21 protein-coding genes are annotated in these 19339 nt (G+C 69.0%); 10 read left to right on the plus strand and 11 right to left on the minus strand.

All coding sequences use genetic code 11. From position 1 onward, the window contains the following. Positions 1-73: 73 nt before the first annotated feature. Genes ABT061_RS25435 through ABT061_RS25445 form a run of 3 tightly spaced genes read right to left on the minus strand, consistent with a single transcriptional unit; the run spans position 74 to position 1616 of the window. Positions 74-472 carry a PLP-dependent transferase gene (locus ABT061_RS25435; protein ID WP_350922268.1) on the minus strand — a complete coding sequence of 133 codons (399 nt, stop codon included), beginning with the start codon at positions 470-472 and terminating at the stop codon, positions 74-76. Next, positions 358-942, minus strand: a complete 585-nt coding sequence (locus tag ABT061_RS25440) for an aminotransferase class V-fold PLP-dependent enzyme (protein ID WP_350922271.1) — start codon at positions 940-942, stop codon at positions 358-360. The genes ABT061_RS25435 and ABT061_RS25440 overlap by 115 nt, the downstream gene beginning before the upstream one ends. After that, positions 939-1616 (minus strand): ArsR/SmtB family transcription factor, encoded by a 678-nt coding sequence (locus ABT061_RS25445; protein ID WP_350922273.1) that lies wholly within the window; start codon positions 1614-1616, stop codon positions 939-941. Before ABT061_RS25445 ends, ABT061_RS25440 begins: the two co-directional genes overlap by 4 nt. 125 nt (positions 1617-1741) lie before the next feature. Between ABT061_RS25445 and ABT061_RS25450 the strand changes: the two genes are divergently transcribed. Beyond that, the gene (locus ABT061_RS25450) at positions 1742-2641 is read left to right on the plus strand and encodes an MBL fold metallo-hydrolase (RefSeq protein WP_350922276.1); all 900 of its coding nucleotides are present in this window, start codon (positions 1742-1744) and stop codon (positions 2639-2641) included. A 369-nt stretch (positions 2642-3010) separates the two neighbouring features. Further along, entirely contained in the window at positions 3011-3850 is an 840-nt protein-coding gene (locus ABT061_RS25455; protein ID WP_350922278.1) for an aldo/keto reductase, read from the plus strand. 597 nt (positions 3851-4447) lie between these two features. Here ABT061_RS25455 and ABT061_RS25460 read toward each other — a convergent pair. The 3 genes from ABT061_RS25460 to ABT061_RS25470 all read right to left on the minus strand — a co-directional run bounded on the left by ABT061_RS25460 (position 4448) and on the right by ABT061_RS25470 (position 6312). Next, positions 4448-4900: a hypothetical protein gene (locus tag ABT061_RS25460; RefSeq protein WP_350922280.1), complete on the minus strand. Its 453-nt coding sequence runs from the start codon at positions 4898-4900 to the stop codon at positions 4448-4450. A gap of 135 nt (positions 4901-5035) precedes the next feature. Further along, positions 5036-5329 carry a tyrosine-type recombinase/integrase gene (locus ABT061_RS25465; RefSeq protein WP_350922283.1) on the minus strand — a complete coding sequence of 98 codons (294 nt, stop codon included), beginning with the start codon at positions 5327-5329 and terminating at the stop codon, positions 5036-5038. 182 nt (positions 5330-5511) lie between these two features. Then, positions 5512-6312, minus strand: a complete 801-nt coding sequence (locus ABT061_RS25470) for an SDR family NAD(P)-dependent oxidoreductase (RefSeq protein WP_350922285.1) — start codon at positions 6310-6312, stop codon at positions 5512-5514. A gap of 104 nt (positions 6313-6416) precedes the next feature. Here ABT061_RS25470 and ABT061_RS25475 point away from each other — a divergent pair, with 104 nt between their 5' ends. Both ABT061_RS25475 and ABT061_RS25480 read left to right on the plus strand, forming a co-directional pair. Beyond that, positions 6417-7445 (plus strand): ABC transporter substrate-binding protein, encoded by a 1029-nt coding sequence (locus tag ABT061_RS25475; RefSeq protein WP_350922287.1) that lies wholly within the window; start codon positions 6417-6419, stop codon positions 7443-7445. A gap of 27 nt (positions 7446-7472) precedes the next feature. Next, on the plus strand, positions 7473-8921 hold the full coding sequence (locus ABT061_RS25480) for an aldehyde dehydrogenase (protein WP_350922290.1): 1449 nt from the start codon (positions 7473-7475) through the stop codon (positions 8919-8921). Here ABT061_RS25480 and ABT061_RS25485 read toward each other — a convergent pair. The 3 genes from ABT061_RS25485 to ABT061_RS25495 all read right to left on the minus strand — a co-directional run bounded on the left by ABT061_RS25485 (position 8870) and on the right by ABT061_RS25495 (position 11305). Next, a complete protein-coding gene (locus ABT061_RS25485; protein WP_350922292.1) occupies positions 8870-9205 on the minus strand; it encodes a hypothetical protein in 336 nt (111 codons plus the stop codon). The genes ABT061_RS25480 and ABT061_RS25485 overlap by 52 nt on opposite strands. A gap of 516 nt (positions 9206-9721) precedes the next feature. Beyond that, complete coding sequence (locus tag ABT061_RS25490) at positions 9722-10759, minus strand: aldo/keto reductase (protein WP_350922294.1); 1038 nt, start codon at positions 10757-10759, stop codon at positions 9722-9724. Between the two features lie 84 nt (positions 10760-10843). Continuing rightward, a complete protein-coding gene (locus tag ABT061_RS25495) occupies positions 10844-11305 on the minus strand; it encodes a VOC family protein (protein WP_350922297.1) in 462 nt (153 codons plus the stop codon). Between the two features lie 274 nt (positions 11306-11579). Between ABT061_RS25495 and ABT061_RS25500 the strand changes: the two genes are divergently transcribed. Further along, positions 11580-12575, plus strand: coding sequence for a helix-turn-helix transcriptional regulator (locus ABT061_RS25500; RefSeq protein WP_350922299.1), 996 nt, complete (start codon positions 11580-11582; stop codon positions 12573-12575). Between the two features lie 167 nt (positions 12576-12742). Here ABT061_RS25500 and ABT061_RS25505 read toward each other — a convergent pair whose 3' ends face one another. Continuing rightward, positions 12743-13003 (minus strand): acyl-CoA-like ligand-binding transcription factor, encoded by a 261-nt coding sequence (locus ABT061_RS25505; RefSeq protein WP_350922301.1) that lies wholly within the window; start codon positions 13001-13003, stop codon positions 12743-12745. 798 nt (positions 13004-13801) lie between these two features. Here ABT061_RS25505 and ABT061_RS25510 point away from each other — a divergent pair. Next, positions 13802-14989, plus strand: a complete 1188-nt coding sequence (locus ABT061_RS25510) for a WD40 repeat domain-containing protein (protein WP_350922304.1) — start codon at positions 13802-13804, stop codon at positions 14987-14989. Positions 14990-15308: 319 nt separating this feature from the next. On the opposite strand, the gene ABT061_RS25515 is transcribed toward ABT061_RS25510, so the two are convergent. Continuing rightward, a complete protein-coding gene (locus tag ABT061_RS25515) occupies positions 15309-15563 on the minus strand; it encodes a hypothetical protein (protein WP_350922306.1) in 255 nt (84 codons plus the stop codon). Positions 15564-15851: 288 nt separating this feature from the next. Between ABT061_RS25515 and ABT061_RS25520 the strand changes: the two genes are divergently transcribed. The 4 genes from ABT061_RS25520 to ABT061_RS25535 all read left to right on the plus strand — a co-directional run bounded on the left by ABT061_RS25520 (position 15852) and on the right by ABT061_RS25535 (position 19164). Next, entirely contained in the window at positions 15852-16742 is an 891-nt protein-coding gene (locus ABT061_RS25520) for an RNA polymerase sigma-70 factor (RefSeq protein ID WP_350922309.1), read from the plus strand. Positions 16743-16842: 100 nt separating this feature from the next. Next, positions 16843-17586 carry an SDR family oxidoreductase gene (locus ABT061_RS25525; protein WP_350922311.1) on the plus strand — a complete coding sequence of 248 codons (744 nt, stop codon included), beginning with the start codon at positions 16843-16845 and terminating at the stop codon, positions 17584-17586. Next, positions 17583-17981 (plus strand): hypothetical protein, encoded by a 399-nt coding sequence (locus tag ABT061_RS25530; RefSeq protein ID WP_350922313.1) that lies wholly within the window; start codon positions 17583-17585, stop codon positions 17979-17981. Before ABT061_RS25525 ends, ABT061_RS25530 begins: the two co-directional genes overlap by 4 nt. A 526-nt stretch (positions 17982-18507) precedes the next feature. Then, positions 18508-19164, plus strand: a complete 657-nt coding sequence (locus tag ABT061_RS25535) for a hypothetical protein (protein WP_350922316.1) — start codon at positions 18508-18510, stop codon at positions 19162-19164. The last annotated feature ends 175 nt before the right edge of the window (positions 19165-19339 follow it).

Below are 19339 nucleotides of genomic sequence, written 5' to 3' on the forward strand. Positions count from 1 at the left end.
AGAGGCCGGATTCCGGCGGGCCCGGACCGCCCCGGAGAGTGGGCGCGCCCGCCGGACTGCGGTGGTTTCGGGGTCAGGAGGCGTCGAGGGCCTGGGCGAGGTCGGCGATGAGGTCGTCGGCGTCCTCCAGTCCGACGGACAGGCGGATCATGCTGTCGGCGATGCCGCGCCGGACGCGCTCCGTCGTGTCGAGGCCGTGGTGGGTAGTGGTGATCGGCTGGGTGATGAGGCTTTCCACGCCGCCGAGGCTGGGGGCGATGGCGAACAGGCGCAGCCGGTCGACGACCGCGGCGGTCTGCTCGGCGGTGGCGTCCAGGATGGCGCTGAGCATGCCGCCGCCCCCGCGCATCTGCGCGTTCACCACCCGTTTGGCCTCACCGGTGGCCAGGCCCGGGTAGTGGACCCGGCTAATGCGCGGGTGGGTGGCCAGGAAGGAGGCGACGGCGGCGGCCGTGGCGTTTTGCGCCCGCACCCGCACCGGGAGGGATCGGTCAGCGCGGCGTCCAGCGCGGCCGGGTCCACCAACCCCTCGCCGTCGACCGGCAGCATCGTCACGCGGGCGCCGTGCAGGCGCTCCAGAGCGTGGCAGGTCTGAAGCACGGCCGGGTGCTCGGTGACCTGGGTGATCACGTGCGGGCGCGGGCGACCGGAAGCGATGGCCGCGCCGCGCACGGCGAGCAGGTCTGCCTCCGAACCGGAGGCAGTGAAGACGATCTCGTGCGGGCGGGCGCCGATCAGGGCGGCGACCTGGCCCCGGGCGGCCGCCAGGGCCATCCTCGGCGCGGCACTGTAGAGGTGGCTGCTGGAGGGATTACCGAACAGGTCTCTCAGGTGCGGCGCCATCGCCTCGGCCACGCGCGGGTCGACGGGGGTAGTGGCGTTGTAGTCCAGGTAGACCGGCCCGCCGGCCAGGCCCGGATGCGCTGCAAGGTCGCCGGTCACGCCAGGCCTCCCGCGTCGATGGGCATGTCGGCCAGGCGCCATTCGAGCATGCCGTCGCTCAGGCGGATCGCCCGAAGTCCGCGGTCGGTCAGCAGCCGCACCGCGTCGTAGGCCATGACGCAGTACTCACCGCGGCAGTACACGACGATCTCGGTACCGGTGGGCAGCTCGTTGATCCGCTCGGCCAGTTCGGTGACCGGGATGGAGACGGCGCCGGGAATGTGACCGGCCAGGTACTCCTCCACCGGCCGCACGTCCAGCATCACCACCTCCCCGGCTTCCACCCGGGCGTGCAGCTCCTGGCGGGTGATCTCCGCCGCGCCGCCCTGGCCGAGGTAGGCGTCCCGCGCCGCGGGGACGGCGGCCTGGTGGTTCTCGGCGACCTTACGCAGCAGCGCGAACAGCTGGGCGACGTCGTCGCCGGCGAGCCGGTAGTGGATGCGCACGCCGTCGCGGCGGCCGGCGACGAACCCCGCCTGCTTGAGCGTCTGCAGATGAGCCGAGGCTGTGGTCAGATTCAGCCCCGCCGCCTTGGCCAGGGCCTCGACGGTGCGCTCTCCCTGGGCGAGCAGGTCGAGCAACTCCAGGCGCTTTCCACTGGCCAGCGCCTTGCCGCTGGCCGCGAACGCCTCATACAGCTGCGCCTTGGCTTGTGCTGTGGTGGTCTCCGCCATTACATCCTCCATTAATCCATGGATTATTGTAGATGAAAGTGGAGGTGACGGCATACCGTCCCACCACCTCTGGCACCGCGTGGGAGTTGCCGACGAGCAGCTGATACCGCTGGTGGACGAAGGACTTGGGCAACAGTGCCTACCTCGTCGACCTGGGCGATGGCCGTGGCTTGGCCGTGGACGCCGGCCGCGACCTGCGCGCCCTGCACTCCGCCGCGCAGCGGCGCGGCCTGACGGTTGCGTACGCTGCCGACACGCACCTGCACGCCGATCTCCTGTCCGGTGCCGTGCAACTCGGCCACGAGTTCGGCACAGCCGTGCTGGTCTCCGCCGACGGGCACCAGGCCTTCCCGCACCGGGGCCTGGCCGGCGACGAGGTCGACCTGGGCGGGCTGCGGCTGCGGGCGCCGGCCACGCCGGGTCACACCGATGAGCACGTAAGATCCCACCCGCGGCCTCAAAGTCGGCCAGCACCAGTACGGCGTCCTGCAGCCACTGCTCTCCGACGACATCGACGAGTCCGTCCAGGCCGCCAGGACCCCCGCGCCCGAGTCATGGTCGCGCTCGCCGGAGTCCATGCCGCCCGCGCGGCCGACATGCTCGCACTACGCCTGGACGACGTCGACCTCGGCGGCCGCCGCATCATCATCGCCGGACGAGCCCGCCTGCTCGACGACCTCACCCACCGGCCGCTCCTCGACTGGCTCTGCCGCCGCACCGCCCGCTGGCCTGACACCGCCAACCCGCACCTGCTCGTCAATCACATAACAGCTACGACCACGGCGCCAGCCAGCGGCCAGAGCGCCTCGCTCATCCTCCACAGGCAGGCCGCCACCCTGGAACGACTGCGCATGGACCGGATCCTCGAAGAAGCCCTCGCCTGCGGCGGCGACCTGCTCCACCTCGCCTCGGTCTTTGGCCTCGACACCAAGACCGCCATCCGTTACGCCGCCTCCGCCCGCGAGCTGCTCACCACGACCGCAGAAGAACAAGATCCCGCGCATTCAGGCGAACCCAAGGGCTGAAACCATCCATGGTGCGTGAAGACCTCTCAGTTCAGCCTGAAGCACCTTCAGTTCGCATGAACTCTGGGGGATCCAGGGGGACAGACCAAGTAAGCGTCAAAGACGCAATCCCCATCATCGAGCAGGGTCCAGTTGCCGACCAGCTCGTCTTCATCCAGGACACGCGCCATCGCACCCGGGCTTTCTCCCAAGGGTGTCCGGCTCAATCCCCTCGCCGGTCACCGTGGACGATCCCCCGATATAGGAACGCGCGGATCTCTGCTCGATTGTCCACGCCTCCAGGCCATGACCGGGCGCCACCGCCGACACCAGGTGAGGGGTACTGTCAGGGATCCCCTGGACCTGCCGTTATGTGGTTACGGTGGGATCATGGTTCCTACGATCACGCTCAACGACCAGACCCAGATCCCGCAGCTCGGGTTCGGCACCTATCTCGTTCCGCCCGAGCAGACCGCCGAGATCGTCGATCAGGCGCTGCAGATCGGCTACCGGCACATCGACACCGCGCAGATGTACGGTAACGAGGAGGGTGTCGGAGCGGCCATTGCCGCCTCCGGCATCGCGCGGGAGGAACTGTACGTCACCAGCAAGCTCAACACCGGCGACCACCGCCCCGATAACGTGCGCCGTTCCTTCGACGAGACGCTGGCCAAGCTCGGCCTGGAACAGCTGGACCTGTTCCTGATCCACTGGCCGCTGCCCACCCTGTACGGCGGCGACTACGTCTCCACTTGGAAGGCTGTATCAGGCCTGGTCGCCGACGGCCGACTGCGCACGGCCGGGGTGTCGAACTTCCAGCCGGATCACCTGGAGCGGATCATCGGCGAGACGGGGGTCGTCCCGGCCGTCAACCAGATCGAGGTGCACCCCTACTTCCGCAACGAGGAAGCCCGCGCCGCCTCCGCCCGGCACGGTATCGCGGTCGAGGCCTGGGGGCCGCTGGGGCAGGGCAACGTGCTCGACGACGAGGTGATCGCCGGCATTGCCGCCCAGCGGGGCAGGACCAGTGCGCAGATCATCCTGCGGTGGCATATTCAGCGAGGTGACATCGTCTTTCCCAAGTCGATGCGCCGACAGCGCATGCAGGAGAACTTCCAGCTCTTCGACTTCGAGCTCTCCGCCGACGAGGTCAAGGCGATCGATGCCCTCGACAGGGGTGCCGAGGGCCGCGTGGGCCCGCACCCGGACACATTCGCCTACCTGCCCTGAACCGGGTGCGGGCAGTCGGCGACGCCCCTTGAGGCTGCTCGCTTCCGTCACCGTCTGACCAAGACGCGCTCGTCATCGTGAAAGGCTGACACCGAATTGGGTCCTACGATCGCCACCAACACGCGGGTGGACCTGGATGGCCTGCTGGAATTCGCGCGTCCCCGTCACCGATAACCGGATTCCATTGGCGCGATTCCATCGCGGGCCAAGACGGTCGCCGTCTCCGATGGGGGGCGGCGGGCGGGTTCCGTCGTCGCGTTGTCCACCCCCCGCCGCCTACTTGTTCAGCGTCTACCCAACGAGGGTGTTCAGCAGCGCCAAAGCTCGGTGTCGTCCCACTCCCGCCCGACGACAGGTACGTCTTCCCCGGCAGGGACGTCCTGGCAGACGGCCGGGACGGCCCGACCGTCTGCAGGGACGTCCTAGCCGTGCTGCTGAACCCCGGGTCCGGCCGAGATACGGGTAATACCGGCCATAGGCGGATCTTGAAGACGGTGACCTGGGCAGAAGGCAGCTCGCGGCTGGACTTCCGAGATTCCACCTTCCCCGGCCTCGGAGAGGCTCCAATCCGCTTCCGAGATTACGAACACCATCGGCTCATGGCCGTTTCTGGCCATATCTCGGCAGGACCCGAACCCGACCGGTCACCGCTGCGGCCTGGCGGTAGTCCGCGGCGTTGGCGGCGTGGCCCCGGGCGGTGCCGGCGATGGTGGAGGCCAGGCGGGAGACGTTGGTGGCCAGCTCGGCCAGGTGCGCCTCCCACCCGGTCGCCGGATCTACGGAGGTCTCACCGTTGGCCTGGTCGACGTCGACCAGGCGGTGCTCGGCCTCGACCAGTTCGGCGGCCACCACGGCCAGGCGCTCGATGTCACGCGCCAGCTGGCGACGCTGCCAGGCGGCCTGCTGCAGGGTGGCCTCGGCGCGGCGCCGGGCCCGGTGCGCGGCCTGGCGGCACGGGGTGGAGCAGTAGCGGGCCGGGCGGCCGGTCCGGGCCGGGGTGATCGGACTCGCACACACCGGGCAGGCCGGGCCCGGCAGGATCTCGCTCATCGCGCACCACCAGGGTTGCGTCGCGCGAAGGTCTGCGCCGCGGTGGGCGACGAAACCGGGGGTCGCCGTAGTACTCGCGGAAAATCGGGCGGATATGGCCTTGACCTGGAGCTAGAGGTTGCGGCGTTGTGGGTGTTACCGGCGTCGCGTCGCCGGGTCCCGGTTGTCCTGCCAACGGGCCAGGGTCTCAGGGGAGACACGGGCGTAGCGGGCCAGCGAGGCGACCGAGGTGTGGCCGGAGCAGGCCAAGAGCGTGCTGGTGTTGACGTCTTCCTCCGCGGCGTGGGTGAGAGCGGAGTGGCGAAGCCGGTGGAGTGTCCAGGGCCCGCCGGGGCAGTCGGTGGTCGTCCGCTCGAACAGTTCGGCGGCTCTGCGGCCGGGCAGCCGGGCCCGCCCGGAGTCGGGGGCAAGGTCGCCAGGCGGCAACACGACCCGGGTGCGGCGAGCGGTGAGGAAGACCGGTCCGGCCCGGCGTCCGGCCAGCAGGCGGGGCAGGAGCCGGGCGGTGGCGGTGCATCAGACGACGCACGAGTGTTCACGATCGCGAGAGTGCACAGGGGGCCCTGTGCACTCTCGCGAAGAATCCGTTGACGCACGCCCAGCCCCGGCGCTCAGGGAACCTGGAGCGCCTTCTCGACGGTGGCGACCCGTTCCCGGAACCCGTCGAGATCACCACCCGCGACCACGTAGCCCGCGCCGCTGCGGAGCCCCTCCAGCAGGGCGTCGGCGATCACAGCGGGATCGCTCCCGGAGGCCACGAGATCGCGGATCGCCTCACGCTCGGAGCGCGCCACAGCGGAGGCGTCGACCGCGAGCGCACGCTCTCCGAACGCCGTCGCGATCGGGCCCGGCAGCAGCACGAGCGTCCGGATCGAGGACCCCCGCGCGCGCAACGCCGCGTCGACCGCCTCCATGTAGGCGACGACCGCGTGCTTCGAGACGCCGTACATGCTCGCGGCGGACACCAGGCCCCCGAGCGAGCCGGTCGTCACGAGCCATCCCCCGTCCTCGTCGTCGAGCATGCGCGGCAGGAACGTACGCACCCCGTTGACCACCCCGTAGAGGTTGATCCCCAGCGTGCGCTCCCAGTCGGCGGGCGCCGCCGCCCAGATGGGCCCACCGCGGTATCCATCCACACCGGCGTTGTTACACAGCAGATGGACTCTCCCGAACCGCGCGAAGGCCGCGTCCGCGAGCCCTTCGACCGCGGCGACCGAGGCCATGTCGGCGGCGACCGGGAGTGCCTCGACCCCGGAGTCGGCAAGCTGTGCCGCGGTGTCCTCGGCACTGGCGCCGTCCAGGTCAGCGGCCACCACCCGCATTCCCTCCCGGCCCAGACGCAGCGCGATGGCCCGGCCCAGTCCCGACCCCGCCCCGGTGACCACCGCGACCCGACCCTGCAGATCCTGCATCTCCGTCTCCCTCTGTCGTCGACCCACCAGAGAGTAGGCTGGCCGCACCCATTTTTTCAACGTTTACGTAGACAGAGTTGCAGAAGGTCGGTTACCTTCCGCTCATGCGATCAGCGACGCTCACCCCCACTGTCAGCCGGCGCACGTTCCTCCTGAGCACCGCCATGCTCGGGGCCGCGACGGCCTGCTCATCGCCCTCGGAACCGGCCGTCTCGAGCGGGAGCCTCACCCAACTCCGGATGGGCGCACCGGTTTCACTGACCTCGGCACACATCTACGTCGCCAAGGGCAAGGGCTATCTGCGCGAGGAGGGACTGGATGTCGAGCTGGTGAACCTGCTGGGGACCGACGCGCAGCCGCTGGCGGCGTCGGGGCAGATCCACGGCTACTTCGGCACCCTCTCCGCGGCGTTCTTCAACGGGCTGTCCCGCGGGCTCGACGTGAAGCTGCTCGGACCCAACGGCGGGATCTCCGCCGACGGCAGGCCCCAGATCCAGGTCGTGGTCCGCAAAGACGGTCCGATCACCGCGGTCGCGGACCTGCGCGGCAAGAAGGTCGCACTTCCTGGTGGTAGTGCGACCTCGTCGGCCTGGCAGTTCGATCGCATGCTGAGCACCGCGTCGGTCCGGGTCGAGGACATCGAGGTCGTCGAGATGGCGGCGGCGGACGCCCCGATCGCGCTGACCAACGGTCAGGTCGACGCCGCGCTCGCCTTCTACCCGGTGCTGGCCCAGGTCCTCACCGAGGGCCGGCTGGTGGTCCTGCCCGGAATGGACAAGGGCGGCGAACTCGGAATGGGCAACATGATCGCGGTCGGGCCGGGCCTCACCGTCGACAACCGCGACGCCGGTGTCGGGCTCCTGCGGGCGCTCAACCGTGCCGTGAAGGACCTACAGGGCAACTACTTCGACGATCCGGAGATCGTCCGAATCGTCTCGGAGAACACCTCGATCCCGGCTGACGTCATTCGCAGCTGCCCACCGCCCGGGTTCGCACCAGGGCTGCCCTTCAACCCCTCCGTGCCTCAGCAGACCCAGACCTACTTCCGCAGGCTCGGCACGCTCAGCTACCAGACCAACATCCCGACCGAGCAGCTCCTCGACAACCAGATCATCCAGGCTGCGCGCGTCTGACCGCGCCGCCCGACGCGAAAGGGTCGCATGCTCGACCGTACCGAGTTGTTCGTCGACGGACGCCCGACCGCCGCCGCCATCACTGTTCCCGTCGTGGACCCCAGCACCGGAACCGTGGTCGGCCACGGTCCGGTCGCCGGGCCAGCCGACATCGACCACGCCGTCCGTGCCGCACGCACCTCGTTCGAGGACCGTCGCTGGCGCGACCGCACACCGACCGAGCGGGCCGAGGTCCTCCGCACGGCGGCGAGCCTGGTGGCGGACGTCCGGGACGACCTGACCGAGCTCGTGATCACCCAGAACGGCTCCGTGCACCGGTTCGCCCACGGGGTACAGGCGGGCAGTGCGCAGGACCTGCTGCCGTACTACGCCGAGCTGGCGCTGACCCACCTGGCCGAGGAGCACCGCTCCGACCCGGTCGGCACGAGCGTCGTGGTGCAGGAACCCATCGGGGTGGTCGCCACGATCACCCCGTGGAACTCTCCCCAGCGCGCGATGCTGCTCAAGGTCGCGCCCGCGCTGGCGGCCGGCTGCTCGGTGGTCCACAAGCCCGCGCCGGAGACGCCCCTGGACGCGTTCGTCGTCGCGGAGGCGCTCCACAAGGCCGGGCTGCCTGCCGGGGTGTTCAACGTGGTACCGGGTGGAGCCGAGGTCGGGGAGCAGCTCGTCGCGCACCCTGACGTCGACAAGGTGTCCTTCACCGGCAGCTCCGACGTCGGCCGCCGGATCCTCGCCACGGCCGCGGGGCGGATCGCGCGCGTCAGCCTCGAGCTGGGCGGCAAGTCACCCGCGGTCGTGCTCGACGACGCCCCCCTGGACGACACCGTGCGCCGGCTCGCGCCGCTGGCGTTCCTCAACACCGGTCAGGCCTGCGTCGCACAGACCCGGATCCTCGTTCCCCGCTCTCGGTACGAGACGTTCGTCGACGCCTTCGCGACCCACGTCCGCTCACTCACCGTCGGCGATCCGCGCGACCCGGCGACCGACCTCGGTCCCCTCGCCACGCCCGCGCAGCGCGAGCGGGTCGAGCACTATGTCGCGATCGGACGTGCGGAGGGTGCCCGTGTCGTCGCCGGTGGGGGACTCCCCCGGCATCAGACGCGGGGCTGGTTCCACGAACCCACCGTCTTCGCCGACGTCCACAACGGGATGAGGATCGCCCGGGAGGAGATCTTCGGCCCGGTCGTCTGCATCCTCCCCTACGACGGCGACGACGCCCGAGCTGTCAGCATCGCCAACGACACCCCGTACGGGCTCTCCGCCACCGTGTGGGGAGCTGACGCAGCACGCGCATACGCCGTCGCGCGGCGGATCCGTGCGGGGCGGGTCGGCGTCAACGGCGCGACGCACGCGACGAGGGCGCCGTTCGGCGGGTTCGGGCAGTCGGGGCTGGGTCGCGAGACGGGACCGGAGGCCATGGACCTCTACCTTGAACCGCAGTCCATCGCTGTCGCCGGGGTCCGCGGCGAGCAGTGAGGCCGCGGCGCCTGGCCGACGACGGTCCGGCCGCGCACCGGCCGCCCGGCCTTCCTCTCCCCTGACACGCTGGATCCGAGGAACGCGGGCGCGGCGTCGTGGTGGCCGCGGCTGCGCAGTTCCCGGGCACGGCGACGGGCCTGGTCGACCAGGGCCGCCCGGCGCGGGGCGTTGACCGCGTTGCGCTCGGCGTTGGCGGCCAGCCAGGCCGCGTGCGCCGAGCCGTCGTCGTCGAGTACCAGGTTGGCCAGGTTGCGGGCGGCGCGCCGGGTCCGGCCCAGCACCTTGCCGATCCGCCGGCGAGCACCCCGGCCAGGTCGCCGGCACTGGCCACCTGCTCACACAACAGCTCGGCGGCCTCGGATTCGGCCCTCCACTCGGGTCGGCGCCACCAGGGGCAAAGTAGCTGTGAGTGATCGGCTCCCATCATCCGACGGAGAGTCCGGACCGCATCGCGGCTGTTCATCGGCCCCGTGAGAAAACCGGCATCCCAGACGACTGCGGAGCGCTATGGCTTCGCATCCTGATCAAGGATGCTACCGGGAGGCTGTGACCTGGTCTTTCTCGCTACTTTGCGGCTGGTCGCACGGACCCGAGTGGAGGGCCGACAACGGCGATCCAGTCGAACGTCTGGCCTTCGCCGGCCTGCGTGAGGTCCGCCATACCATCATCCGCGTCATCACCACCCACCTCCGCGAGGAGGCCACCACATCCTGGCAAGGCCACAACTTCGACTTCACCGGAGTCGTCTTCGACACTCAGGGACTTTGCGCTCCTACCAGTGGTCGTGGACAGGCGCGTCAGGCGGCGGCGCGGTCGCCGGTGCGGCGGCGGCGCAGGTCGGCTTGCTCGAGCGCGGGTGGTACGTAGGCGATGTCGAGCGTGCCCGGGTTCACCCCGGGCGGGACCACCTTGTCGATCTGGTCGAGAGTGTCGTCGTCGAGGACGGTGCCGGCGCCGGCGAGCAGGTCGTCGAGCTGCGCCATGGTGCGGGGGCCGATGATCGCCGAGGTGACCGCGGGATGGCTGATGACGAAGGCCAGGGCCAGATGGGTGAGCGACAGACCGGCCTGCTCGGCGATCGGGACGAGTTCTTCGACGGCGTCGTGGTTGCGCTTGTCGGTCATGTGCTTCGGCACCCAGTGCATGCGGGCGCTCGAGACCTGTTCGTTGCCGTCCTTGCGGTAGCGGCCGGTGAGCAGACCCGAGGCCAGCGGGCTCCAGACCAGCGTGCCCAGCCCGTAACGCTCGCAGACCGGGAGGACGTCGCGCTCGATACCGCGGTTCAGGATCGAGTACGGCGGCTGTTCGGTGCGGAAGCGGGCCAGCCCGCGCCGTTCGGAAGCCCACTGGGCCTCGACGATCTCCGCGGCCGGCAGGCTGGAATGGCCGATCGCGCGTACCTTACCCGCCCGCATCAGGTCGGTCAGGGCGGCGAGGGTCTCCTCGATATCGGTGCCGGGCTCGGGATGGTGGACCTGGTAGAGGTCGATGTGGTCGACGCCGAGACGCCGCAGCGAGTTCTCGACCGCGGTGACGATCCAGCGGCGGGAGTTGCCGCGCTGGTTGGGGTCGGTGCCCATGGGGCCGTTGAACTTGGTGGCGAGCACCACGTCGTCGCGTCGGCCGCGCAGCGCCTTGCCCACGATCCGTTCGGTTTCGCCGTCACCGCCGTAGACGTCGGCGGTGTCGATGAAGTTGATGCCGGCGTCGAGGGCCCGGTGGATGATGGTGACGCAGTCGTCGGGGTCGGGGTTGCCGAACGGGCCGAACATCATGGTGCCGAGGCAGTAGGGACTGACCTTGATGCCGCTACGGCCGAGGGGGCGAGTGCGCATGATCTGTTCCTTCGAAAGGCGGAGGGCCGGGTGGTCCGAGGCGGCCTGGGAAGGCCGCCTCGGACCGGATGAGTGCGTTGGTGGTCAGCCGGCGTACGGGGCGGCGACGTCGAGGATCCAGGTGACGCCGAAGCGGTCGGTCAGCATCCCGAAGCCCGGGGCCCACTGCGACGGGCCGTACTTCTCGATGAGGTCGGCGCCGTCGGCGAGCTTGTCCCACAGCGCGCCGACTTCCTCGGCGGTTTCGCCGCGGACGGACACGAAGAACCGCTCGCCGGTCAGCGTCATGCCGTGCTCGCGAGTGGTGGCGGCGGGCGCGGCGGCGGCCGGTGCCTGGCTGGGCACGTCGTAGGCCATGATGCTGAAACCGTTGTCGGCCGTTACCTGGCCGAAGACGATCTTGTCGGCGTCGGGCAGTTCCTTCGGCATGCCGAAGTCGCCGTACGCGATGGTGGTGAGGTGGCCGCCGAACACGGTCTGGTAGAACTCCAGCGCCGCGCGGGCGTCGCCGCGGAAGTTCAGGTGGGTGGTGGTGGAGATGGCCATGCTGGTGACTCCTTATTGATTTTCCAGGCGCGGTACGCCCGGTATGGGCTGGTAAGTCTCGTTTGAGAGAACCAGGGAAGGGGGTGTCGGACGGCCGAATCGGTGAATCCCCACCGCGCTGCTGATCTCAGATGGCCCGGAACATCAAACATGGTGCTGACTCCGTCAGTGTTGAAAGAGGGCCGTCCGGGTCGCGGTGGCTGACCGGCTCGAGACGAAGATTCGCAGGGGTAGGTGACAGGATGTGGCACCTACTTTGGGCAGAATCAGGTTCATGCCGAAAACTTCTGCCCGACTGCTGGCCCTGCTGTCGCTGCTGCAGACCCGCCGGGACTGGTCCGGCACGGTGCTGGCCGATCGCCTGGACGTCAGTCTGCGCACCGTGCGCCGCGACGTCGACCGGCTCCGCGAGCTCGGCTACCCCATCGCCGCCGTCAAAGGCCCTGACGGCGGCTACCGGCTCAGCGCCGGCACCGAACTACCCCCACTGCTGTTCGACGACGAACAGGCCGTCGCCCTCACCATCGCCCTGCAGATCGCCGCCACCACCCCCGGCAACGGCCTCGCCGAACCCGCCGAACGGGCACTGAACACCATCCGGCAGGTCATGCCCTCCCGGCTCCGGCACCGCATCGACGCGCTGCGCGTCACCGCCGTTGAACGACCCATCACCCGGCCGGCCACCCCGGTCGACGGCGACGTGCTCCTGACTGTCAGCGCCGCCGTCCACGCCCGCGAGATCCTGCGCTTCGACTACGGTGCCGAGGTCACGGACAAACCCCCGCGCCGCGTCGAACCCCACCACGTCATCGCCTGGGACGGACGCTGGTACCTCATCGCCTGGGACCTCGACCGCGACGACTGGCGCACCTTCCGCGCCGACCGGATTACCCCGCGCACCCCCAATGGGCCCCGGTTCACTCCACGCGTACTGCCCGGAGGAGACGCCGCCACCTTCGTCACCAGCACGTTCCGCGGCTCCGGCGACGCCTCGGGCAACTGGCCCTGCCAAGGCACAGTGATCCTCGACCTGCCCGCCGCCACCGTGGCCCTCTACACCCGCGACGGACTCGTCGAGGAGACCAGCCCCTACCGCTGCCGGCTCACCCTCGGATCCTGGTCCTGGCCCAGCCTCGCCGCCGCCATCGCCCGCTACGACGCCGACATCGAAGTCATCGGCCCCGACGAACTCACCGACGCCTTCGAACACCTCGCCCGCCGATTCACCAGAACCACAGCCGGCCACGGCATCACATCACCGACATCCTGAGCCGGCCCTCCGCTCCCGAACGTGTCCCCAGCCGCGCTCGCCAAGGGAGGAATCGACACTCCCCGGGCCGCCCGCGCGGCACCACCCGTGACCCTGCTCCCCGCCATCCGGCCATCAAAACGACCAACCAGGCGGCCTGACACTCGTCATCGGGTTAAAAGCGAAGCTCACTTCGGTTGCTCCGGGGTGAACACCACCCCCATCGCGCGGTCCAGGATCTCCGACAGCGCTCGTGGCTGATCGCTGGCGGTCCACGCGGTCAGAGCGGCCTCGACGCAGCCCAGGGCCGCGGCGATCACGGCGTCGGCGCGCGGGTCGGTGGTGTCGGCCGGGTCGGCTCCGAGGCGGCGGGCTATCTCGGGGCGGAGGAGTTCGTGCCAGCGGGCGTTCTTCTCGCGGTGCCATGCCGCCAGCGCCGGTGTGTTCATGCTTCGATCATTCCTGCATATCTCTAAACCTGGAACAGCGGCACAGTGGAAACCTGATGGTGACTGAACACCCCGACAGCAAGGGTCCTACCTTCCCTTGAACAGGACAGGGAAGGCACCGCTCACACGGGACGGCGGGCGGGGCTGGGCTATGGACGGCCCCGCGGCAGGTGAGCGTCAGTCCTGCTCTGGGTCATGGGGGTTGAGGAACATCGGAACGAAAAATCCTGTCAAGAGGCCCCTCCGGGTCCGCCCAGCGGAAGCCCCCGCCCGAAGGGCAACAGGGTGGGCAGATGGGAGAACCACGGCAACCAGCGCGACGAAGGGTCGCGTGGGCGGTCCTCTTGTCAGGGGCTCCAAGGGCGCGTAGCGGGGACAAGATCACGACTAGGGCGCGTTGCGAACTTCTTGCGGAGTTTCGCCATCTCACCAGGCGTGTTGAGGAATCTGCTGATCGCGGGCTGTCTGCTGACTGTCGCGGTCGTGCCCCGGGGCTCGGCCGCCTTTTGGAACGCCTGGCCCGTTCCCGAAAAGCCCTGTAAGCAGTCGTCCGGCTGGGTTCCGGGAAGGTTCGCCGACCCGGTGAGTATGCCGGAGATCAGGCACGTGGATGTCGTCAGGGTTGCCTTCGGGTGGTACGCGGGGCGTCAGGTTGCGGTCAGCGTTGGCAGGGAGGGCACCTTGCGCATGTGGTCGTTGCCCGCGCTCACGCCGATCGGGAATCCAGTGAAAGCCGATCCATCCACGTACGTGTTTCATGCGGAGGGGCTGACGGTGGAGAAGGAGGAATTGCCGTCTGTGATCAACCTGGCGGGGCGGGCGACGAAGGTGTTCATCGAGACGGGGGGTGATGAATACATAGCGCCTCCTCTTTCCGCCACCTATGCCGATCTCGCGTCGGGGAAAGACGTGGACTACCTGGAGGGCAGCTTCTACCACGTACGCGCCGCCGTTGTGGGCGGCCGGACCGTACTGGTGACCGCGAACGGCAGCCCGCAGGAGGCCGAGGGGCCACCTGCGGGCAGCCTCTCGCTCTGGGATCCGGTCACCCATCGGCAACTCGGAATGATGCGGGCCGAAGGGGTGCCGGACTATGACTACGGCGATGTGGGGCTGGCCATGGGCAAGCTCGACGGGAAGCCGGTGGCGCTGGTCGGCGGAGGTGACAACGCGCTGCGGCTCTGGGATCTCAGCAGCCGGAAGTTGCTGGCTGCGGTCGAGCCCGAGGGGCATCGCGCCCAGATCCGGCGTCTTGCGCTGACCATGTGGAACGGTCGCCCAACGGTCGCCACACAGAGCGCCGACGGCGTGGTCATGCTCTGGGACCTGGCTACCCGGCGGCGGATCGAGACCGGCAACCCGCCCGCCGACATCGCTCCCGGCGGTCTCGCCTATGACGGTACGGCCAGGCCGTACGAGGAAGGTGACGATGTCCAGTTGCGCTCGGTCGCGACCGGGGCGACAGTCGGTGCGGTGATTCCGGTCAACAGACGGTTCTCGTTGCCGCGCATGCGGTTCACCGAGATCGACGGTCGCCGCGTCGCTCTTCACATAAGCCGAAATATCCGGATCTGGGATTTGGCCAGCGGGCGGTGGCTGGGCACCATCCCAAAGGTGAACTCGATCGAGGGCGACGTCGCCATCGCCGAGTTCCGCTGCACCACCGCCATCCTCGCCGTCAGCAACAAGACCCTCAACGTCTGGGACCTGCGCACCGGCCACCGCCTCACCCGCCGCCTACCCCACCCCAGCCGCATCCTCGACGTCGAGTACGCCACCCTCGGCGACCTCCCCATCGCGGTCACCGCCACCGACGACGGCAACGTACGCGTGTGGAACCTGCTCAACGGCAGCCAGATCGGCACCCCCCAACCCCTGGGCGGACGCTTGGCAGAACTCACGATCGCCTACGCGAACGGCCACACCTTGGCGATCCGCGCCGGCCGGGAACGCCTCTGGCTGTGGGACCTCTCCAAGACTCCCTAACACCGCGTCGAGTTGCCCGTCCTTCCCGCCCGCCCACCCTGTTGACCTTCGGGCGGACCCGGGCCCTCCGGTTCCGAAGATTCAGCTTCCACGTCCAGCCCCAGGACCTCCGACGTCCGCGCCGCGGATTCATACAGCAACCGCCACAGGGTCCGCTCGCGCAGCGCGATCCCCTCCCGGCCGAGCAACTCGGCCACCTCGGCACGATCCAGCCACCGGGTGCGGTCAGTCTCGACCGTACGGCGCTTGAGCCGACGCAACGGATCCTCGGTGATCCACCCCTGGTCCCGCCACCAGCCACTCGCCGAGGCCAGCGCGTTCAGCCGGGCATTGACGGTGGCCGCCGAGCGCGTCCCCCATTGGTCGGTGAACCACGCGGCGACCAGGTCGGCCGCATCTCCCCTTCCAAGGCGATCACCGGCGCGAAAGAGCCGAATCTCGTGGCCAGGGCGCGCAGCGCCGTGGCGTAGGAGCGGATGGTGTTGGAATTGGACACTCCGGCGAGGAACTCCTCCACCGCGTCCTTGAGCACCGGCACCTGCCGTTCGGCTCTGATCCTGTGGACTACTCCCACGACCTGCCTCCGCGCCCTGTCGCAGATAACCATAGAGTCTGGCCCCCGCCGCGCGAGGGCATTTCTCCAGGACGGGATCGACGCCATCGCAGATGATCATCAATTATACGCGACAGAGCGAACGTCCCTGCTCGCCCCGCTGACCCGCGTCTGGGACGGGTTTCATCCTCCAGCTCGATGAACCGCACGACTCGCTCCGCGCGTCCCCGATCGCTGCGGCAGGGCGAGCGGCACCGGTCATGGCCTCCAGGCGACCGGGCCCGTAAGGGGGCTGAGAGTCTGGTGCGCGTGACAGTTGATGCGGTTGAGGAGTTCGAGCGGCATCGTTCGAAGCTGTTCGGGTTGGCCTATCGGATGCTGGGTTCGGCTGAGGAGGCCGAGGACGTCGTCCAGGACGCCTTCCTGCGTTGGCATCAGGCGAGCGCTGTCGCGTCGCCGTGGGCGTGGCTGGCCAAGGTCGCCACCAACCTGTGTGTGAACCGGTTGACGTCCGCGCGTGCGCGCCGGGAGAGCTATGTCGGTTCTTGGCTGCCGGAGCCGGTGTTGACCGCGGGCGGCGCTTTGGGCCCGCTGGACAGCGCCGAGCAGCGGGAGTTCGTCTCGCTGGCCTTCCTGGTGCTGCTGGAAAGGCTCAACCCGGTGGAGCGCGCGGTGTTTGTCCTGCGCGAAGCCTTCGACTACAGCCATCGGGAGGTGGCCGAGGTCATCAACTCCTCCGAGGCGAACTCCCGGCAGCTGTACACCCGAGCTTGCCGGCGCCTGACCGAGGCGCGTGGTCGCTCCGATCGCCGGTTGGACCAGGCCCGCCGCCGCGACCTGGTGGAGAGCTTCCTGAAAGCCGCAGAACAAGGAGACCTGCCGGGGTTGGAGAAAGTGCTGGCCGAGGACGTGACCGTGTGGGTGGACGGTGGCGGCAGGGTCGGCGCCGCTCGGCGGCCCATCTCCGGTGTCTCCAAGGTGGCGCGCTACTTGGTGGGGTCGTTGAGCATCGCCGGTGAGGGGGTGCGGCTGTCGGCTACGGAGGTGAACGGCGCACTGGGGCTGCTGGCCCGGGCCGGCGGGGAGCTGGTCGGCGTGCTGGTACCGGAGACGTCGAACGGCCGGATCAGCGGGATTCGCATCATCGCCAACCCCGACAAGCTGCGGTTGTCACATTCCGGAGGCCTATCCGGTTCTTAACGGGTGACCGCCTCACGCCGGACCCGGCGTGAGGCGGTGACCTGACAGCCGCGCGAGGCCGGAACACCGGCATCGCGCTCTCCGCGGAGGATTCCTACCCGTGACGAACCCGATCCTGGTGACGGGCGGTACCGGCCGGCTCGGCCGCGCGCTCGTGCCACAGCTTCTGTCGGACGGTCATGCCGTCCGCGTGCTGAGCCGCAAGCCGCCATCGGATGAGCAGACGTGGTGCGGTGACCTGCTCACCGGTGAGGGCCTGGAGGAGGCGGTCGACGGCGTCGGTGTGATTGTCCACTGCGCGACCGGTAACGGCCGTGCGGACATCGCTGGCACGCGCAACCTCATCCAGACGGCGGTGCGAGCCGGGCGCCCGCATCTGATGTACGTGTCCATCGTCGGCGTCGGCCAGGTGGACATGGCCTACTACCGGGCGAAGCTGGCCTGCGAGCAGCTCGTGGAACGCTCCGCCCTGCCGTGGACGATCCAGCGTACGACCCAGTTCCACGAGCTCATCGTCTGGATGTGCACGAGCCAGCGCTGGCTGCCGATGATCGTGATGCCCAGCGGGGTCAGCTTCCAGCCCGTCGACGCCGGCGAGGTGGCCGCCCGCCTGGTCACGCTGGCCGGCGCGCCACCGGCCGGCCGGTCGCCGGACATGGGCGGGCCCGAGGTGCGCCCCGCCGCCGATCTGGCCCGCGCTTACGCCCGCTCGCGCCCCAGCCGCCGGCCGGTGGTGTCGGTGCCGATGCCCGGGGCCGGCATCCGCGGCTACCGTGAAGGGGGACATCTCACCCCTGAGCACGCCGACGGCCGCATCACCTTCGAGCAGTTCCTCGCCGCATGAGTGCCCTCACCTGGCTGCGGGCGGGCCTGGCCTTCCTCGCCGTAGCGCAGTTCGCCGTGGGGGGTTGGGCGCTGTTGTTGCCCCGCTCGTTCTTCGACATTCCGTGGGTGGGGATGCGCATGCCGTACAACGCGCATCTGATGATGGACTACGGCGCGATGAGCCTGGCCACGTCGGTGGTGCTGGGCGTGAGCTTTTTCATCGTACGGCGGAGCATGGCCCGTACGGCGCTCGCCGTGTACCTGGTGTTCGCCGCGCCGCACCTAGTGATCCACATCCAGATGCTGCACCATCTCACGCCCGGCGAACGCGTGCCGTTGCTGGCCGCACTCACGGCGGCCGTCGTGATCCCGCTGGTGCTGCTTCCGCTCACCAGCCGGCTCGAAAAGGCGTAATTCCTCCACCTTTCCACAGAAAGGCGTCTTTGTTGGGGTGCCGTTAAGAAGCGCGTCACCAGCCCCGAACGAGCGAGAACATGCAGGTCAACGGCTTGCATTTGAGAGCTGTGGCGGTTCCAGCGAGCCGATGCTTCGACGGAAGACACTCCGTCTGACCTGCGGAGACGTTACCGTTTGGGGCTGGTGACGCGCTTCTTAACGGCACCCCTCCTTCGTCGGGACTTGCCACCGGAGGACCATGGCGACGTGAGTAACGGCTACTGCTTCCCATGTTCTGACGTCCGCTCTGCGGGCCGATGGTCCCGGTACGCAGCGGCCAAGAGTGATCAGGACGTATCCGAGGTCAGCCTGGAGGTTTCGCCCGCTGCGACCACCGGCCCCAACCACTACGCGGCCCCTTTGGGGTGCTTCGCGTTGGCGCCGGCCGTCTCCGCTCCCGTCCATGGCTCAGGAAGGGAGAGGTAACCAAGTACTACTAGTCGGTCGCAGGTGACTTCCAAGCACGGTGGTCCACCGTGGAGACATGCCCAGGGCCAAGAAGCCGACCAAGCCACTCGTCCATACGAGAAAGACCCCCACCCGCAGACAGGCCAGGGCGCTGGCCAGGCAGCGGCGCGAGCAGGCCGACTGGCGGCTCGTGGAGAAACGAGATCGGGCCGAAAGCTTCAAGCCGTACGCTGGACACTATTACGTTGGCCGCAATCAAGTACTCTTCCTCAGCTTCCTGCCATGGATACTCGTCGTGGCGATAGTCACCAACGCCCTGCCCGATCTGAAGGTGGCACTCGGGGTGACGGGTACACCGGGAACCGCCACCGTCGTGGTGCACGAGCGCGTCGGCAGAAACAGCTACCACAGCGAGGCGCGCCTCGTGTTCGACGACCCGGCACGGGAGCCCGTCATCGTCAAAACCGTCTCGGGTGTGGAGCTGGGGGAGTCCTTCCGCGCCGCGCTCACCCCCGAGGGCGACTGGGTTCTGCCCACCGGCATGCGAGGGGCGACGAGATCGTTGATGTTCCTCTCCATGGCCCCGCTCTGCCTGTCGTTCATACCCTACGTACTGCTGTACCGCTTCCGCGTCAGGCGTGGTCTCAAGGCGGCGGCGGTCGGCGGCGGCGTGGTGGCCGCCGCCTCTGTGCTGATGTTCGTCGTGATGCTGGTCCTCAATCTCTTCTACTGAGCGGCCGAGGCTCAGGGCCAGGAGGAGTCCTGGTCGGGGTCGCCGCCGTCGGAGGAGGTCCCCGTGGTAATCGCGGAAAATACAACGGATATGGGTCTGACCTGCATGGATAGAGCTTGGCCCGCCATCCACATGATCATGTTGCCAAGGAGTCTCCGCAGATCAGCGGCAACAT

The sequence above is a fragment of the Streptosporangium sp. NPDC002544 genome (assembly GCF_040295965.1).
GTDB lineage: Bacteria > Actinomycetota > Actinomycetes > Streptosporangiales > Streptosporangiaceae > Streptosporangium.

What these genes read in the sequence shown, in the direction of transcription:
- ABT061_RS25530 (WP_350922313.1), top strand. Translation starts at nt 17,583, where the DNA reads ATGAGTGCCCTCACCTGGCTGCGGGCGGGCCTGGCCTTCCTCGCCGTA.
- ABT061_RS25470 (WP_350922285.1), bottom strand. Translation starts at nt 6,312, where the DNA reads ATGCAGGATCTGCAGGGTCGGGTCGCGGTGGTCACCGGGGCGGGGTCG.
- ABT061_RS25505 (WP_350922301.1), bottom strand. Translation starts at nt 13,003, where the DNA reads ATGAACACACCGGCGCTGGCGGCATGGCACCGCGAGAAGAACGCCCGC.
- ABT061_RS25445 (WP_350922273.1), bottom strand. Translation starts at nt 1,616, where the DNA reads ATGGCGGAGACCACCACAGCACAAGCCAAGGCGCAGCTGTATGAGGCG.
- ABT061_RS25460 (WP_350922280.1), bottom strand. Translation starts at nt 4,900, where the DNA reads ATGAGCGAGATCCTGCCGGGCCCGGCCTGCCCGGTGTGTGCGAGTCCG.
- ABT061_RS25490 (WP_350922294.1), bottom strand. Translation starts at nt 10,759, where the DNA reads ATGCGCACTCGCCCCCTCGGCCGTAGCGGCATCAAGGTCAGTCCCTAC.
- ABT061_RS25500 (WP_350922299.1), top strand. Translation starts at nt 11,580, where the DNA reads ATGCCGAAAACTTCTGCCCGACTGCTGGCCCTGCTGTCGCTGCTGCAG.
- ABT061_RS25455 (WP_350922278.1), top strand. Translation starts at nt 3,011, where the DNA reads ATGGTTCCTACGATCACGCTCAACGACCAGACCCAGATCCCGCAGCTC.
- ABT061_RS25480 (WP_350922290.1), top strand. Translation starts at nt 7,473, where the DNA reads ATGCTCGACCGTACCGAGTTGTTCGTCGACGGACGCCCGACCGCCGCC.
- ABT061_RS25535 (WP_350922316.1), top strand. Translation starts at nt 18,508, where the DNA reads ATGCCCAGGGCCAAGAAGCCGACCAAGCCACTCGTCCATACGAGAAAG.
- ABT061_RS25475 (WP_350922287.1), top strand. Translation starts at nt 6,417, where the DNA reads ATGCGATCAGCGACGCTCACCCCCACTGTCAGCCGGCGCACGTTCCTC.
- ABT061_RS25495 (WP_350922297.1), bottom strand. Translation starts at nt 11,305, where the DNA reads ATGGCCATCTCCACCACCACCCACCTGAACTTCCGCGGCGACGCCCGC.